This window comes from Vibrio sp. (genome assembly GCF_038138445.1).
In the GTDB taxonomy this organism is placed as follows: Bacteria; Pseudomonadota; Gammaproteobacteria; order Enterobacterales; family Vibrionaceae; genus Vibrio.
On record NZ_JAYQDQ010000029.1, the window covers coordinates 26162 to 42578 of the forward strand.

General features: G+C 43.4%; 13 protein-coding genes and 1 pseudogene. 6 read left to right on the forward strand and 8 right to left on the reverse strand.

What is annotated here, in order from left to right; genetic code table 11:
* Window positions 1–42: 42 nt before the first annotated feature.
* Window positions 43–825 carry a polyphosphate kinase 2 gene (gene ppk2 / locus AAFM34_RS09875; protein WP_341662352.1) on the forward strand — a complete coding sequence of 261 codons (783 nt, stop codon included), beginning with the start codon at window positions 43–45 and terminating at the stop codon, window positions 823–825.
* Between the two features lie 13 nt (window positions 826–838).
* Here ppk2 and phoU read toward each other — a convergent pair whose 3' ends face one another.
* The 4 genes from phoU to AAFM34_RS09895 are packed head-to-tail and all read right to left on the reverse strand — an operon-like array spanning window position 839 to window position 6249.
* Window positions 839–1537: a phosphate signaling complex protein PhoU gene (phoU, locus tag AAFM34_RS09880; protein WP_341662354.1), complete on the reverse strand. Its 699-nt coding sequence runs from the start codon at window positions 1535–1537 to the stop codon at window positions 839–841.
* Window positions 1538–1558: 21 nt separating this feature from the next.
* A complete protein-coding gene (gene pstB, locus AAFM34_RS09885) occupies window positions 1559–2377 on the reverse strand; it encodes a phosphate ABC transporter ATP-binding protein PstB (RefSeq protein ID WP_341662355.1) in 819 nt (272 codons plus the stop codon).
* Between the two features lie 3 nt (window positions 2378–2380).
* Complete coding sequence (gene pstA, locus AAFM34_RS09890) at window positions 2381–4036, reverse strand: phosphate ABC transporter permease PstA (protein WP_341662357.1); 1656 nt, start codon at window positions 4034–4036, stop codon at window positions 2381–2383.
* A gap of 23 nt (window positions 4037–4059) precedes the next feature.
* A complete protein-coding gene (locus AAFM34_RS09895; RefSeq protein ID WP_341662359.1) occupies window positions 4060–6249 on the reverse strand; it encodes an ABC transporter permease subunit in 2190 nt (729 codons plus the stop codon).
* A 191-nt stretch (window positions 6250–6440) separates the two neighbouring features.
* Here AAFM34_RS09895 and ppk1 point away from each other — a divergent pair, with 191 nt between their 5' ends.
* Both ppk1 and ppx read left to right on the forward strand, forming a co-directional pair.
* A complete protein-coding gene (gene ppk1 / locus AAFM34_RS09900) occupies window positions 6441–8552 on the forward strand; it encodes a polyphosphate kinase 1 (RefSeq protein WP_341662361.1) in 2112 nt (703 codons plus the stop codon).
* Window positions 8527–10026 (forward strand): exopolyphosphatase, encoded by a 1500-nt coding sequence (gene ppx / locus AAFM34_RS09905; protein ID WP_341662363.1) that lies wholly within the window; start codon window positions 8527–8529, stop codon window positions 10024–10026. The genes ppk1 and ppx overlap by 26 nt, the downstream gene beginning before the upstream one ends.
* An 18-nt stretch (window positions 10027–10044) precedes the next feature.
* Here the strand turns inward: ppx and AAFM34_RS09910 are convergent, their stop codons facing one another.
* From AAFM34_RS09910 to phoB, 3 genes are read right to left on the reverse strand one after another with little or no spacing between them, the layout of a single operon-like run.
* The gene (locus AAFM34_RS09910) at window positions 10045–11010 is read right to left on the reverse strand and encodes a phosphate ABC transporter substrate-binding protein (protein WP_341662365.1); all 966 of its coding nucleotides are present in this window, start codon (window positions 11008–11010) and stop codon (window positions 10045–10047) included.
* A complete protein-coding gene (phoR, locus tag AAFM34_RS09915; protein WP_341662368.1) occupies window positions 11007–12308 on the reverse strand; it encodes a phosphate regulon sensor histidine kinase PhoR in 1302 nt (433 codons plus the stop codon). Before phoR ends, AAFM34_RS09910 begins: the two co-directional genes overlap by 4 nt.
* 26 nt (window positions 12309–12334) lie before the next feature.
* Complete coding sequence (phoB, locus tag AAFM34_RS09920; RefSeq protein WP_152429665.1) at window positions 12335–13024, reverse strand: phosphate regulon transcriptional regulator PhoB; 690 nt, start codon at window positions 13022–13024, stop codon at window positions 12335–12337.
* A 212-nt stretch (window positions 13025–13236) separates the two neighbouring features.
* Here phoB and rdgC point away from each other — a divergent pair, with 212 nt between their 5' ends.
* From rdgC to AAFM34_RS09935, 3 genes are all read left to right on the forward strand, one after another.
* The gene (gene rdgC, locus AAFM34_RS09925; protein WP_341662370.1) at window positions 13237–14151 is read left to right on the forward strand and encodes a recombination-associated protein RdgC; all 915 of its coding nucleotides are present in this window, start codon (window positions 13237–13239) and stop codon (window positions 14149–14151) included.
* Window positions 14152–14314: 163 nt separating this feature from the next.
* Window positions 14315–15715, forward strand: coding sequence for a tRNA 5-hydroxyuridine modification protein YegQ (yegQ, locus tag AAFM34_RS09930; protein ID WP_341662372.1), 1401 nt, complete (start codon window positions 14315–14317; stop codon window positions 15713–15715).
* A gap of 2 nt (window positions 15716–15717) precedes the next feature.
* Window positions 15718–15972 (forward strand): YfhL family 4Fe-4S dicluster ferredoxin, encoded by a 255-nt coding sequence (locus tag AAFM34_RS09935; protein WP_152429662.1) that lies wholly within the window; start codon window positions 15718–15720, stop codon window positions 15970–15972.
* Window positions 15973–16022: 50 nt separating this feature from the next.
* Here the strand turns inward: AAFM34_RS09935 and AAFM34_RS09940 are convergent.
* Window positions 16023–16376: pseudogene (locus tag AAFM34_RS09940) on the reverse strand (penicillin-insensitive murein endopeptidase); the annotation flags it as partial.
* Window positions 16377–16417: the final 41 nt, after the last annotated feature.

Here is a 16417-nt window from a genome sequence, read left to right on the forward strand (position 1 = left end):
ACCCATGCTCAAAGTGATAGCCTTGACTGAAAAGGAAACCTCATGGGCGAAGATAAAATGAATAAAAAACTCTATAAAAAAGAGCTCTCTAGACTTCAAACCGAATTGGTGAAGCTTCAAGAGTGGGTCAAGCAAGAAGGGCTAAAAGTCGTTGTTATTTTTGAAGGTCGTGACGCTGCTGGCAAAGGGGGCGTGATAAAACGCATCACTGAAAAGCTAAACCCACGTGTATGCCGTATCGCGGCCCTGCCCACACCGACTGAAAAAGAAAAAACACAATGGTACTTCCAACGTTATGTTGCTCATTTGCCCTCTGCAGGAGAAATCGTCCTCTTTGATCGAAGTTGGTATAACAGGGCTGGAGTTGAGCGTGTAATGAATTTTTGCACCGAAGAGCAGTATACGGAATTTCTGCGTTCTTGCCCTGAATTTGAGCATATGTTGCAGCGTTCTGGGATTATCTTAATCAAATATTGGTTTTCGGTTTCTGATGAAGAACAAGAAAAACGCTTCCTCGAAAGAATTCATACTCCCATCAAACGTTGGAAGTTTAGTCCAATGGATCTTGAATCACGCCAGCGCTGGGCAGAATATTCACAAGCCAAAGATAAGATGTTCGCTCACACAGATACTGGACATTGTCCATGGTGGGTAGTGCCATCAGACAATAAGAAACAAGCCAGATTAAATTGTATTAGCCATCTGCTTAATCAAATTGACTATCAGAGTATTAACTATCCCGAAATAGTATTACCTGAACTAAAAAAAGCTGGCTATGACCGCTCTCCCATAGAAGCACAAACCTTTGTACCAGCTAAATACTAGCGCTCTGTGTTATCTAACGTAAGGCATCATCAATGCTTTGGTCACCCAGATGACGTACATCTTTACCTTTAACAAAGTAAATAATGTACTCACAAATATTTTGGCAGCGATCGCCCACACGTTCAATCGCGCGAGCAGACCACATGACTTGAAGTATATGAGGAATATTTTTCGGATCTTCCATCATATAAGTCATTAACTGGCGAATCACCGCTTCGTACTCGGCATCGATTTTATCATCCAATTTATGTACTTGAGCAGCAGACTCTACATCCATGCGCGCAAAAGCATCAAGAGCCTGATGCAACATGTCAATGGCCTGACGACAAAGAGGCTCAAGGGATATTTGAAACTGGCGCTCTTTCGATGAAGGGCTTTCAATGGCAACATAAGCCATGCGCGTTGCCACATCACCAATGCGTTCAAGGTCAGTGATGGTTTTGATGATCGCCATGATCAAACGTAAATCTTTCGCTGTAGGCTGACGCTTGGCAATAATACGAGTGCAAGCTTCATCAATAGAAACTTCCATTGCATTAACTTTGTGATCTTCTCGGACAACTTTACGCGCAAGCTCAATGTCTTCTTTATGCAAAGCTTGCATCGCAAATGAAAGTTGCTGCTCCACCAATCCCCCCATAGTAAGAACATGGGTGCGAATAGATTCTAGCTCAACATTAAATTGACCTGATATGTGACGTCCAAAGTTCATGACAATAGTTTCACTCCAATATTACCCATAACGACCAGTAATATAATCTTCCGTTTGTTTTTGGCGCGGTGAGGTAAAAATTGAATCCGTATCAGCATACTCGACCAACTTTCCCATATGAATAAAAGCAGTGTGATCACTCACTCTTGCTGCTTGTTGCATGTTGTGAGTGACTATAACGACTGTATATTTTGTCTTAAGCTCACTGATCAACTCTTCAATGGTCAATGTTGATATCGGATCCAATGCCGATGTAGGTTCATCAAGAAGTATAACCTCTGGCTCAATCGCTATTGCTCTGGCAATCACTAAACGTTGTTGCTGTCCGCCTGATAAGCCAAATGCATTCTCATGAAGACGATCTTTAACTTCATCCCACAAGGCGGCAGCGCGAAGAGATGCTTCCGCAGCATCATCCAAACTACGACTATTTTTAACTCCTTGCAGGCGCAAACCGTAAACCACATTTTCATAAATAGACTTGGGGAAAGGATTAGGCCGCTGAAACACCATTCCAACTCGCCTACGCAAGGTAGGCACATCCACTTGCGAATGATAGATATTGCTACCATGCAGTTTCACCTGCCCTTCCACGCGACATCCTTCTACCAGATCATTCATTCGGTTAATACAACGTAATAAGGTCGACTTGCCACACCCAGAAGGACCAATAAATGCCGTCACTTGGCCTTTAGGGATCCGCATAGAAATATCCATAAGCGCCTGAGTACTCTGATAAAATAGATTTAGCTTTTCAATACTAATTGCGGTCTGTTCATCAGTGAGGTTATTTACGTCAAGCGGTGTTGGATAGCCCAAAGTTTGATCAACTGAAAACATATTTTAATCTTGCCCTAAAGTTCGGTATTTCTCGCGCAAACGATTACGAATACTGATCGCGGTTAAATTCAATCCAACAATCACGCACACCAGCAAAAACGACGTGGCATAAACCAAGGGTCTTGCACTTTCTATGTTAGTCGTTTGGAAGCCAACATCATAGATATGGAAGCCTAAATGCATGAACTTTCGATCCAAATGTAAAAATGGGAACTGGCTATCAAGAGGTAAGCTTGAAGCCAATTTCACAGCGCCCACTAGCATTAAAGGAGCCACTTCCCCTGCCGCCCGAGCCACAGCTAAGATAAGCCCAGTAATAATCGCAGGGCTCGCCATGGGGAGTACAATTCTCCATATAGTCTCAAACTGAGTGGCCCCAAGCGCTAATGATCCGTTGCGTACTGAATTAGGAATTCTGGTAAGCCCTTCTTCAGTTGAAACAATAACAACCGGAAGTGTTAATACAGCAAGTGTCAATGCCGACCATAACAAGCCTGGCGTGCCAAATGTTGGAGCAGGAAGTTTTTCCGAGTAAAACAAATCATCAATTGAGCCCCCAAGGGTATACACAAAAAAACCTAAACCAAATACCCCATAAACAATCGATGGCACACCCGCGAGATTAATCACAGCGACTCGAATTAAACGAGTTAGAGTATTGTTCTTGGCGTATTCATGCAAATAAATTGCGGCAATAACACCTAACGGCATGACGATAATCGACATGATTAAAACCAGTAGAACAGTACCGAAAATAGCGGGAAACACGCCGCCCTCAGAGTTGGATTCTCTGGGATCAGTAGTCAAAAACTTCCATACTTGATTGAACCAATGGTGAGTTTTTTGCCATATAGACATTTGGTTGGGATACCAAACATCCAGTATCTCACTAAGTGAAATTTGGTAATCATTACCTTTCATGTCTTCAACAATGAGACCTTGCTGTTCTAACTCCTGCCTCAGCGTATCTAACTCGGTCTCCATTTCCATGAGTTGCCGGCGAAATATTCGAGACTGATTGTCGTAACGTTTAACAAATTCACTATCAAGCTGACCATTTATTTGACGCTTTTTTTTCTCTAACTTGAGCTTATTGTACTGAGCGCTGATCACTCGAATCTGCTTTTCAACTAAACGTTCGATTTTCATTCTCTGAGCATTGGCAAATATCAGAGCTTGCTTGATTGTCTCTTCAACAGTTAAGTTCGCCTCACTCTTCCCTGCTGGAGTAAAGTAACCTGTCGGCTTACCGTAAAAATCGCCACCTTGGGTACGTTCAATCACTGCCCACATTTTGGGTATTGATGGCTCAAGTAGGTCTTTCGTCATAACAGAAATAAAATCGGCGGGATAAATATCGCGGTTGGCTATCTTAATATCCAACCTCTCAATATCACTTTCCTTTTCTATATCAAGCGGCAAATCTACTTTCATCTGCTTCAAATGGCTAATCGATACTGATTCACGAGCGTAAAGCTGCCCGACAATAACCTCGCCTTGCTTATTGGTCCACTGATATAGTGGTGAAGGCCAAAAATAAGATAAACCTTTCCAGCCAATAAATAGCAATAAACCAAGTACAGATAGCAAGCTCACACTAACGGCACCACCAGTTAGCCATATCCATGGAGAGCCAGATCTGAACCACTTAAATTCCATCAAATACCCCTAACTGAAAGCATTTATAGCGCACGGTACTTTTCTCTCAACCTCTGGCGAACCCACTCAGCTAGTGAATTCACAACAAAGGTAAACACTAATAAAATCAAAGCAGCTAAAAATAGAATTCTAAAATGAGAACTTCCCACCTCTGATTCTGGCATTTCAACAGCTATAGTGGCTGACAAAGTACGCATACCTTCAAGAATATTCCAATCCATTATCGGCGTATTGCCCGTTGCCATTAGAACAATCATGGTTTCACCCACAGCCCTACCAAGTCCCATCATAATTGCAGAGAAAATACCCGGACTGGCAGTCAATAACACAACATAAATCAAAGTTTGCCAAGGGGTAGCTCCCAGTGCTAAAGAACCATCAGACAAATGTTTAGGCACGGAGAAAATGGCATCTTCAGCAATCGTAAAAATCGTTGGAATAACGGCAAATCCCATAGCAAAACCCACCACCAAAGCATTGCGTTGATCAAAACCAATTCCTCGCTCTGCAAGATAAACCCGAACATCACCATCAAATAGCCACCACTCGATATTGGTGCTCTGACTCCATATAAAAGCAGTAAGCAAGACCATTAACGGCATTAAGATTAAGACATGTAACCCATTAGGTAATCTTGAAACCCATACACGAGGAAGCCAGTTCCATAGCCCAGCAACCACTATGGTCGATAAAGGCAGCAGCAAGATTAATGCAACCACTGCAGAAAGGTGACTTTCGACCATAGGAGCAAACCAAAGGCCTGCAAGAAAACCGATAATCACTGTAGGTAGAGCTTCCATCAGCTCAATCGAAGGCTTAACCACTCGGCGCATCGCCGGTGTCATGAAATAAGCGGTATAAATAGCCCCTAACACAGCTATGGGCACTGCAAACATCATAGCAAAAGCTGCAGCCTTGAGTGTCCCAAACGCAATAGGAACTAGACTAAACTTGGCTTCGAATTCATCATCAGCCGATGAGGTTTGCCAAACATAATCCGGCTCTGGGTAACTCTCGTACCATACTTTTTGCCAAAGAGAAGACCATGACACCTCAGGGAAGGCATTATCAACATAAGCCAATCGTAATTCATTATCAGATAAGGTTAATAAATAGTGTTCATTATTGGACATGGCAGCAAGTTGCGGCGATTTGTCATAAATACGCTGGAAAATAACCAGTTTTTCACTGGTTGTATAATGACTTTGTACCGTCCCATTCGCATAAAAACTGTAAAAACCTTTGCGGTATGTGTCCGGAAGCAAAAACGTCAGCTGAGAAGCTAATTGAAAATCTCGAATGTGAGTCAAGATTCGCTGACCATTGCTCACAGTATCAAACCATTGTGCCACCAAACCACCTTGATAAGTCACAAGCAAAGAGTGGCCACCAGAAAGAAGGTTTATATTTTCAACCACAGCTTTATCTTGACCAAGATTGAGGTCAACAACTTCTCGAACACTAAAGCCCTTAGCCTCTTTTTTAGCAATAACCAACTCTGAACCAGAACGAAGATAGAGAGTATTACCATCAGGTGTGATAATAAGTTGTTCCAAGTGCTCAAATGGCTGAGAAAACTGATATGAATGTACATCTTGCTCACTATCTTGCCAGCGAACTCGAACTCGATGGTCGTCATAATAACCAGCTAAGGTCACATTAGAATCTATTGCGTAATCAAAGCTCTTGAGAGAAGGCCCGTCAGAAAATTTAAGGTCGAAAGATTGGGAAATACGCTCAACTTTAGGTGAAAATACGCGTTTCTCGTTTTTAATAGCAGTACTTAAATGGGGTTTGTACAACAACACTTCCCCAGAAGCACTTGCCGCCCCTAACCACCCATGAGCAAAACGATTTGAGCGATGAAAACGGTAACGGCTACCTAATTCAACTGTTTGGCTTGGTGTTATCGAGCTATTGCCTAAAGACCAAAAGTCCACATAGCCCAACTTTGATACAAGATAAGCATGCTCTCCACTGTCACTGACACCAATAATTACAGGTTTTTCGGTTGTTATCGACTCAATCGATACATTTGGCGTCAGTTTAGCGTCAGAGAATAAAGGTAAAACCACTGCCAAAAGATAAACAAATAGCAAAACCAGAGCCGCTAACACAGTGATTCCGCCAGCTGATACCAACCAACGAGCAAACCTGTCTTTAATTAGTCGCTTGCGATCACGTTCTCGCAATGAAAAATCGGCTTTGGCCATTTCACTCACTTATCTAGAAGTCCCCAGATGTATAATATTTCGATTAGGTGACAATTATATTACATAGCGGATTAAACAACTGAAAACAATGCATTAACTCAATTAAGGCAGACTCTGCATCTCCTTAAGTTGCACTCCTTCAGAGTATGACTCCACAAGTCAACTTCGTCAGTCGGTCAATAGGAAAAATCATGAGCACAGAAAAGCTGTATATTGAAAAGGAACTCAGTTGGCTTTCTTTCAATGAACGTGTCTTACAAGAAGCCGGAGATAAAAAAGTACCACTCATCGAACGGATTCGATTTCTAGGTATTTTTTCCAACAACTTGGATGAGTTTTACAAAGTACGCTTTGCCGATGTTAAGAGACGCATCTTAATCAACCAAGAGCGTGGGGGCAATGGCAATTCAAAACACTTGCTAACTAAGATGCAAAGCAAAGCGCTTAAACTTAATGATAAATTCAACGATTTATACTCAGAACTTATTCGGGAGATGGCACGACGTCAAATTTTCCTCATCAACGAAACTCAGCTCAGCGAACCACAGCAGATATGGGTACGCGATTACTTTCGAAAACAAGTCCAGCCCCATATTACTCCGCTTCTTTTAAGAGATGACATTGATGTACTCGAGTTTCTCAAAGATGAATACACCTACCTGACCGTTGACCTTAAAAAAGCCGAGCATAGCCAATATGCATTGATTGAAATTCCCACCGGTCACTTACCCCGCTTCGTTATGGTACCTGAAGATAAAGGTCGAGGTCGAAAAACCATTATTCTGTTGGACAATATCATCAGATACTGCCTGGATGAGCTTTTCTATGGCTTCTTTGACTACGATGAGCTCAAAGGTTACGCGATGAAAATGACTCGCGATGCTGAGTATGATTTAAGTCATGAGGTTGAGCATAGCTTGCTTGAGCAGATGTCCGAAGGAGTCAGTCAGCGCCTAACCGCAATGCCGGTACGTTTTATTTACGAAATGGGGATGCCTCAAACCATGCTCGCATTTCTGTGCGACAAGCTTAAAATTTCCAATTACGACAGTCTCATCCCAGGGGGCCGATATCATAACTTTAAAGACTTTATCGATTTTCCAAACGTAGGTCGAGATTACCTCGAAAACCGCCCGTTACCACCATTACAGTGCTCAGACTTCGATGGATATGCCAACAAATTTGACGCCATCAAACAACGGGACATATTGCTTTACTACCCCTACCACACATTTGAACACATTACAGAACTGGTTCGTCAGGCTTCATTCGATCCCAAAGTATTAAGTATTAAAATTAATATTTATCGAGTAGCCAAAGATTCTCGTTTAATGAACTCTCTGATCGATGCCGTGCACAATGGTAAGCAAGTATCCGTCGTTGTCGAGCTACAAGCTCGCTTTGATGAAGAAGCTAATATTGAGTGGTCAAAAGTGTTAACAGAAGCAGGAGTTCAAGTTCTTTTTGGTACTCCTGGACTGAAGATTCACTCTAAGCTGCTTCTCATCAGCCGAAGAGAAAACAACAACATTGTTCGATACGCTCACATTGGCACTGGCAATTTCCACGAAAAAACCGCTCGCATCTATACTGATTTCTCTTTGTTGACCGCAGACCCCGAAATTACCCATGAAGTACAAAATGTGTTTGCTTATATAGAAAATCCGTATCGCCCAGTAAAGTTTGAACACCTTATCGTCTCTCCTCGAAACTCAAGAATAAAGCTTTATCACCATATAGATGAAGAAATAACTAACGCTAAAGCAGGTAAGCGAGCGGCCATTACACTCAAAGTCAACAACTTGGTCGATAAAGCCCTTATCAATAAGCTTTATGAGGCAAGTAGTGCCGGAGTCAAAATCAAAATGGTGATTCGAGGCATGTGCTCCTTGGTTCCTGGTGTAAAAGGTGTGAGCGAAAATATTCGCATCATCAGCATAGTTGACCGTTTTTTAGAACACCCTAGAGTACTAATATTCCACAATAATGGTGCTCATAAAGTCTTCATTTCTTCAGCAGATTGGATGACGCGAAACATAGACTACAGAATTGAAGTCGCTGCTCCTGTTCGCGATCCAAGGCTCAAACGGCGCATTATTGATATAATCAACATTCATTTTACCGATACCGTAAAAGCACGACTCATAGACAAAGAAATGAGTAATAAATATGTACCACGCGGTAATCGCAAGAAAATCCGTTCGCAAATCGCCATATACGACTATCTTAAAGAAGTAGAAAAACAGACCAGAAAACGTAGGGAGCAAGTCCTTATTCATGAAGAAGTCCTCGCAGATTCGTGACATTGCCGCTATCGATCTTGGCTCAAACAGCTTCCATATGGTGGTCGCTCGCGTAGTCGAACAGGGGCTACAGCTTATTAGTCGCCACAGACAAAGGGTAAGATTAGGCGCTGGCTTAAAAGGACAGAAATACCTCGATGATGATGCCATCGAAAGAGGACTTGATTGTCTAGCTATGTTCGCTGAGCGTTTGCATGGCTTTGATCAAGATAGTGTGCGTATTGCTGCAACCCATACATTACGTCAAGCAAGTAATGCTCATCTTTTTCTTCTGCGGGCACGCGAAGTGCTGCCATTTCCCATTGAAATTATTCCTGGGGTCGAAGAAGCAAGATTAATTTATCTCGGCGTTGCCCATACCCAACCCGAATCAGATTCAAAACTCGTAGTCGATATTGGCGGTGGGAGTACCGAAATTATTATTGGCCGAGGTTTTGAGCCCGAGCTAGTCAATAGTAAACAAATGGGGTGTGTCAGTTATACAAAGCAGTATTTTTCCAAGGGCAAGCTATCACCGAAAAACTTCGCTAGAGCCATACTGGGCGCGGAGCAGAAGATAGAATCCATTGGCTATCACTACAAGAAAAAGGGTTGGGATATCGCCTTTGGTTCATCAGGCACTATTAAAGCGATTCGAGAAGTACTGATTGGTATGGGCTTTGATGATGGATTGATCACCTCAAAACGATTGGATAAATTGATCGATGTACTTTGCCAATGGAATCGAATCAATGATATCAATCTAGTGGGACTCACTGCAGAGCGCCAATCAGTTTTTCCAGCGGGTGTGGCCATTTTAGCAGCAATACTCGCGAGTCTTAGAGTCAATGAACTCCACGTATCAGAAGGCGCTTTGCGAGAAGGCCTTTTGTTTCAAATGGAGGACAGTTTCCAACGATCAGATATTCGTATGAGGACCACTGAAAACCTCGCCAGTAAACATGCGGTAGATCTAGAGCATGCAGATAGAATAAGAAAGCAGGCCACTCAGTTTCTGCAACAAATACACCAAGATCTTGGTATTAAGCAACATTCAGAGCTGTTTGATTTACTCGAATGGGGGGCATTACTTCACGAAGTCGGTTTGAGTATCAGTTTACAAGCCTTTCATCGACATTCAGCTTATATACTTCGCCATACCTATATGCCTGGCTTTAACCGTGAGCAACAAACCATACTTGCCAATTTGGTACGCTTTCAGCGTAAGGCTCTCAAGTTACATGAGATGGAAGAGTTTACCCTGTTTAAGAAGAAACATGTGGTTAGCTTAATTCGCATCTTGCGCCTTGCCATTATACTCCACGGCCAGCGCAGCAACGAACCACTCCCAGTATTGGAACTCAATACCGATGGCCCAACTTGGACCTTGAGTTCACAAGATAGAAATTGGATAAATAACAATAAGTTACTACATGCAGACCTCACAACAGAACAAAAGCACTGGCGTAATGCAGGTTGGGATCTCCATTTTTAAACCAAATAAGTCAAACAGTTAGTTAACGCTCGTAATTCCCACTTTGTTTAACTCATCAATGGCCATATTAGCCGATACGGGAACATAACCCGCTTTTTTCACTATACTCTGCCCTTGCTCAGAGTAGATAAAAAGAATGAATTCTTTCATGATGTTAGATAAAGGCCTCGACGGATTCTTATTAACGTAGAGGTAGAGATAACGTGACAAAGGGTACCGCCCAGATAAAATATTACTTTCGCTTGGATAAACATAATCTTGGCCTTGCCTCGCGATAGGAACAAGCTTTGCCCCAGATACTTGATAACCAACTCCCGAATAACCAATCGTATTGATAGCGGAAGAAGTCGCTTGAACAACGGATGCAGAGCCAGGCTGTTCATTGACATTATTTTTGAAATCACCGCCACACAAAGCCGCTTTTTTGAAATAACCATAGGTACCAGATACAGAGTTTCGGCCAAACAGCTGCATACTACGCTTTGCCCATTGATAATTGAGTCCTAAATCAGCCCATGTGGATACTGACTGAGTGGCCCCACAACGAAGAGTCGTAGAGAAAATACTGTCTAGCTGCTTAAAATTAAGCCCAGCGATTGGATTGTCTCGGTGAACAAACACACCAACAGCATCAATCGCAATACGAAGCTCAGTTGGTTTGTAACCATGTTCACGTTCAAAGGCTTCAATTTCTCGCTGGCGCATGGGTCGACTCATAGGCCCAAACTGCGCTGTCCCTTCCGTCAAAGCAGGAGGCGCTGTAGCAGAGCCTGATGCCTGCACTTCTCCATTAACACTGGGATATAAATGTTTAAATTGTTCGACCCACAAAGTGGTGATACCCGCTAGCGTATCTGAGCCAACCGTAGTCAAGCTTCCGCTTAGGCTTGCCACTTTGTGATAGTGTTCATGGCGCGCCTTTGTTTCTTGAGCAAAACCAGAAAAAGCGATAAAAAGTAATACACAGGAAGCGACGAGCCTCATCTATCCACCACTAAGCGTTGAGGCAAAATAAACGAAAACTTACTCCCCACTCCGACTGCAGACTGAACTTCCAAATGAGAATCGTGATGGGTCAGGGCATGTTTGACAATCGCCAGACCAAGTCCACTTCCTCCGGTATCTCTTGAACGTGCTTTATCCACTCGATAAAAACGCTCAGTCAACCTGTGCAAATGTTGAGGCTCAATGCCTTCACCACTGTCTTCAACTTCTAGACACGCGCCTTGAGCAGATAAATACCAGCGAACTTTTACATCAGCACCAGCAGGGGTGTATTTCACAGCGTTATAAACCAGATTAGAAATCGCGCTACGTAACTGGTCCTCATCACCCAGCACGAATAAGCCACTTTCGACGTCGAAATTAAGCTTATGCTGCTGCTCGCCACTCAGGCTCTGAGCTTCTTTTTCAAGCACATCCAACATAGCTGGAACATTCACCACATCTTCCAGCTCATGCATAGGCGCGGCTTCAATTTTGGACAAGGTTAATAACTGATTAACCAAACCATTCATGCGATTAAGCTGCTCAGTCATAACACCATGCGCTTTGGTCCACATAGGGCCAACGACCATATCAGGGTCTTCGGTCATTTCCAGATACCCTTGTAACACCGTCATGGGCGTGCGTAGTTCATGGGATACATTGGCAAAGAAGTTACGCCTCATTCCTTCCAATTGTTTTAATTGAGAAACATCACGAACCACCATCAAATGCTCTCCTTCGGTATAGGGCACAATACGAAGTTCAAGCATACGTTCGACATTGAGTGGAGAGCGCATTTCTAAAGGCTGAGAAAAGTCGTTTTTACTGAGGTATTTAATAAAATCTGGTGTGCGGAGTAGATTAGAAATCGGCTGTCCAGAGTCATCTGGCCAACGAAAACCAAGTAGATGCTGAGCTAACTTGTTACACCATACGATATTCCCCTCACCACGAAAAACAACCACGGCATCAGGAAGCGATTCTGCGCCATTACGGAAGCGGCGGATCAAGCTACTCAGTTCTTTGCGTTTACTCCGATGACGTTGCTGCAAACGATAAATACCGTTAAACAAAAACTCCCAATGGCCGGTGCCAGAAGGGGGAGTTAAACGCTTTTCATCCCATAGCCACGCTGAAAGACGCATTTGATTGTGTAAATGCCATACGAGCTGCAATATGGTTGCAGCCAACAAAAGCCATGACATATAGCCAAAGATCCATCCGACAATGACCCAAGGGGTGTAAAAAAAAACTAGCTCTTTGGCTAGCTTTTTCCATGTTAACCGTTCAACCACTTACCTCTCCTGATGGTAAACTTGATTCAGGCTTTAGTCGAAAAGCGATAGCCTGCACCGCGCACCGTTTGAACTAACCTATCATGTCCTGCACCTTCAAGCGCTTTTCTCAGACGGCGGATATGGACATCCACGGTTCTGTCCTCGACGTAAACATTAGTGCCCCAAACGTTATTCAGCAGCTGCTCACGGCTATAGACGCGCTCTTGGTGGGTCATGAAAAAGTGCAGCATTTTAAACTCTGTTGGCCCCATTTCTAGTGCTTGGTCGTTGGCCGTCACTCGGTGAGACACAGGATCAAGTCTCAACCCTTGCACATCAATCACATCTTCCAAAGCAGTTGGAGTCACTCGACGAATCACAGCTTTAAGACGCGCAACCAATTCTTTGGGAGAAAATGGTTTTGTAATGTAGTCATCAGCACCAACTTCCAAACCACGCACCTTATCTTCTTCTTCGCCACGAGCGGTAAGCATCACAACTGGAATATTACGAGTCAGCTCTTCGCGCTTCATATGCTTAATAAAATTAATCCCACTTCCACCAGGCAGCATCCAGTCTAGAAGAACTAAATCTGGGAAAGGCTCGGAAAGCTTGGTTACTGCGCTATCATAATCTTCAGCTTCAACCGCATGATAACCTTTCTGTTCAAGGACAAAGCAAAGCATTTCGCGAATTGGCGCTTCGTCTTCAACAACAAGAATCCTTCTCGACATAATTGAATTACCTTTGAGTAAGTGGAATTTAATCGTGCATTGACCAAGGCATTATCACTATCAATTATGACACTTTTGTGACCCTTGAAAACAAATTTTAATATAAGTTTCATCTTAATGATGAGTTGTTGCAATGGGACAAGCTCGCTAAAAGTCTTTATGATGAGCAACCAAAGTTTAAGATCAACAGACCCTAGGTATAGAGAAAGCGTATGTGGTTTAAAAACTGTCTAGTTTACCGTTTTAATCGAGATATAAAATTCCAAGCAGATGAATTGGAAAAACAACTGAGTGAATTTCGTTTTACTCCTTGTGGCAGTCAGGACAAACAAAAATTCGGCTGGGTGACAGCTATGGGCAAGCATGGAGACATGATGACTCATGTTAGTGAAAACCGCATCCTGATCTGTGCAAAGAGAGAAGAAAAAATGTTGCCCGCTTCTGTAATCAAAGACTCACTGAGTGCCAAAGTTGAAGCCATGGAAGCACAGGAGGGAAGACCCCTTAAGAAAAAAGAGAAAGATAACCTAAAAGAAGATATTGTCATGGATCTGCTACCAAGAGCTTTCAGCCGCAGTAGCCATACTTATGTGCTTATCTTACCCAAAGAAGGCTTCATATTGGTCGATGCAAGCAGCTATAAAAAAGCGGAAGATGTATTGGCACTACTGCGCAAAACCATGGGCAGTTTACCAGTTGTACCCGCCATTCCCGAAAAAGCGCTAGAAACCACATTGACCGAATGGGTCAAAACAGGTGATACCCCTGCTGGGATGGAAATGCTTGATGAAGCAGAGCTAAAGTCCGTTCTTGAAGAAGGTGGCGTTATTCGCTGTAAAAAACAAGAACTCACTGCTGATGAGATCCGCAGCCATATCGAGGCTGACAAAGTCGTCACCAAGCTCGCTTTATGGTGGCAAGAGCGAATCGAATTCCTTCTTGCCGAGGATGGTAGTATCAAACGCCTTAAGTTTTCTGATGAGCTGAAAGATCAAAATGATGATATTCCAAGAGAAGACCAAGCAGCTCGATTTGATGCCGATTTCTCACTAATGTGCGGTGAACTTAGCGCTTTCCTTCCTAATTTGTACCAATCTCTTGGTGGTTTGCCTCACGCAAACGCCTAAACTTTCCTCGGGTACTTAACCTAGTTAAGTACCCGCTGGTAATTACCACATTTACCTCATGGACTTTTTCCTAGTCACAAGTCACGTTTTAGCGTAGAATTTTCGCCCCAATTCCATTAGGTGGAATGGACCTGACTTGAGATCAGACTGAGAGAATGAAAACATGACAACTGAGAAAGCATTTGTACCAGAGCTATTGTCCCCTGCGGGCAGTTTAAAAAACATGCGTTACGCTTTTGCCTATGGAGCAGATGCCGTATATGCAGGGCAACCTCGTTATAGCTTGCGTGTACGTAACAACGAGTTCAACCACGAAAACCTGAAAATAGGTATCGATGAAGCTCATGCTCTGGGCAAAAAACTTTACGTGGTCTGTAATATCCAACCGCATAACTCTAAGCTCAAGACTTTTATCCGAGATCTCAAGCCGGTCGTTGAAATGGGGCCTGATGCTCTGATCATGTCAGATCCAGGCTTGATCATGATGGTACGTGAGTCCTTTCCTGACATGCCTATTCACCTCTCAGTGCAAGCTAACGCTGTAAACTGGGCAACGGTTAAGTTCTGGGCTGCCAATGGGGTTGAACGCGTCATTGTCTCTCGCGAGCTTTCTCTAGAAGAAATCGAAGAAATTCGCCAACATTGCCCTGAAACCGAGCTAGAAGTGTTTGTTCATGGTGCACTTTGCATGGCCTACTCAGGACGCTGCTTACTATCAGGCTACATGAATAAGAGAGATCCTAACCAAGGCACCTGCACAAATGCCTGCCGCTGGGAATACAAAGTCGAAAAAGGCAAAGAAGACGACTCAGGACAAATTGTAGAAGAGTTCGACCCAGCGCAAGCGCAAACAATTGAGGTTCAAAATGAAGCACCTCAAGCAACCTTAGGTTTGGGTCAACCAACCGATGAGGTAGTACTTCTCTCAGAAAGCCACAAACCTGAAGAGAAAATGGCCGCATTCGAAGACGAGCATGGCACCTATATCATGAACTCCAAAGATCTGCGCGCGGTTCAACACGTTGAACGCCTTGCAAAAATGGGCGTACACTCACTTAAAATTGAAGGCCGCACTAAATCTTTCTACTACTGTGCACGCACCGCTCAAGTCTATCGTAAAGCCATTGATGATGCTGTTGCTGGAAAACCCTTTGATCAAAGCCTGATGGGAACCCTAGAAAGTCTGGCTCATCGTGGTTATACCGAAGGCTTCCTTCGCCGTCACACCCATGATACTTATCAAAACTATGATTACGGTTATTCCATTTCTGATACTCAACAGTTTGTCGGAGAGTTCACAGGGAAACGTCGCGGCGACCTTGCTGAAGTTGAAGTGAAGAATAAATTTCTCTTGGGTGACAGCCTTGAGCTTATGACGCCAAAAGGCAATGTTGTTTTTACTCTTGAAGCAATGGAAAACAGAAAATCCCAACCTGTTGACGATGCAAAAGGCAATGGCCACTTTGTCTTTATCCCTGTACCACAAGATATGGACTTAGAATACGGACTTCTGATGCGTAACCTCAATAGTGGTCAGGACACACGCAACCCAACAGGCAAATAACAATGGCACTGTTAATTACCGACAAGTGTATTAACTGTGATATGTGCGATCCCGAATGCCCTAATGGGGCAATTTCGATGGGAGACACTATCTTTGAGATCGATCCCGATCTTTGCACTGAATGTAAAGGCCATTATGAAAAGCCGACTTGTCAGTCAGTATGTCCAATCACAAAATGTATTATCACAGATCCTAATCATGTAGAAACAGACGAGCAGCTGTTGGAAAAGTTCGTCATCATTCAAGGGCTAGCATAGCCTGATTGGATTAATAAAAGCCGCTGACTAATCAAGCGGCTTCTTTTTATCTAGATATTGTTTAGCATTTTCCGGCATTGCTCAGGCATCACTTTGGGCTTTTTTTTGCTCGCTTTTTGCGATGCTTTGGGCTTAGGTTGAGGACGCCAACTGATTAACTCTGCCCCACATCCATCGCCCTCTGGTGGCGCTGCTTGAGGACGGCAAGAGGTATTTTCATAAGGACATTTTAACCTCACATGCATGTGGTAATGGTGTCCCCACCATGGTCTAACCTTCCTTAACCATTCACGCTGCTCTTGAATTTCGTCGGCGCAGAGCTTCTCTTTAATCACAGGGTGAACAAAAATACGCTCTACTGCGGGATCATAAGCGGCCATCTTGATCAATTCAAAAGTAAGCTGGCGGTAAACCCCATCTAATCATTTCCTTTTAAATTCGGTAT

Excerpts from the sequence above, each read along its gene's own strand:
- yegQ (WP_341662372.1), top strand. The coding sequence starts at position 14,315 with ATGACAACTGAGAAAGCATTTGTACCAGAGCTATTGTCCCCTGCGGGC.
- ppx (WP_341662363.1), top strand. The coding sequence starts at position 8,527 with ATGAAGAAGTCCTCGCAGATTCGTGACATTGCCGCTATCGATCTTGGC.
- pstB (WP_341662355.1), bottom strand. The coding sequence starts at position 2,377 with ATGTTTTCAGTTGATCAAACTTTGGGCTATCCAACACCGCTTGACGTA.
- phoB (WP_152429665.1), bottom strand. The coding sequence starts at position 13,024 with ATGTCGAGAAGGATTCTTGTTGTTGAAGACGAAGCGCCAATTCGCGAA.
- AAFM34_RS09895 (WP_341662359.1), bottom strand. The coding sequence starts at position 6,249 with ATGGCCAAAGCCGATTTTTCATTGCGAGAACGTGATCGCAAGCGACTA.
- rdgC (WP_341662370.1), top strand. The coding sequence starts at position 13,237 with ATGTGGTTTAAAAACTGTCTAGTTTACCGTTTTAATCGAGATATAAAA.
- pstA (WP_341662357.1), bottom strand. The coding sequence starts at position 4,036 with ATGGAATTTAAGTGGTTCAGATCTGGCTCTCCATGGATATGGCTAACT.
- ppk1 (WP_341662361.1), top strand. The coding sequence starts at position 6,441 with ATGAGCACAGAAAAGCTGTATATTGAAAAGGAACTCAGTTGGCTTTCT.
- AAFM34_RS09935 (WP_152429662.1), top strand. The coding sequence starts at position 15,718 with ATGGCACTGTTAATTACCGACAAGTGTATTAACTGTGATATGTGCGAT.
- AAFM34_RS09910 (WP_341662365.1), bottom strand. The coding sequence starts at position 11,010 with ATGAGGCTCGTCGCTTCCTGTGTATTACTTTTTATCGCTTTTTCTGGT.
- ppk2 (WP_341662352.1), top strand. The coding sequence starts at position 43 with ATGGGCGAAGATAAAATGAATAAAAAACTCTATAAAAAAGAGCTCTCT.
- phoU (WP_341662354.1), bottom strand. The coding sequence starts at position 1,537 with ATGAACTTTGGACGTCACATATCAGGTCAATTTAATGTTGAGCTAGAA.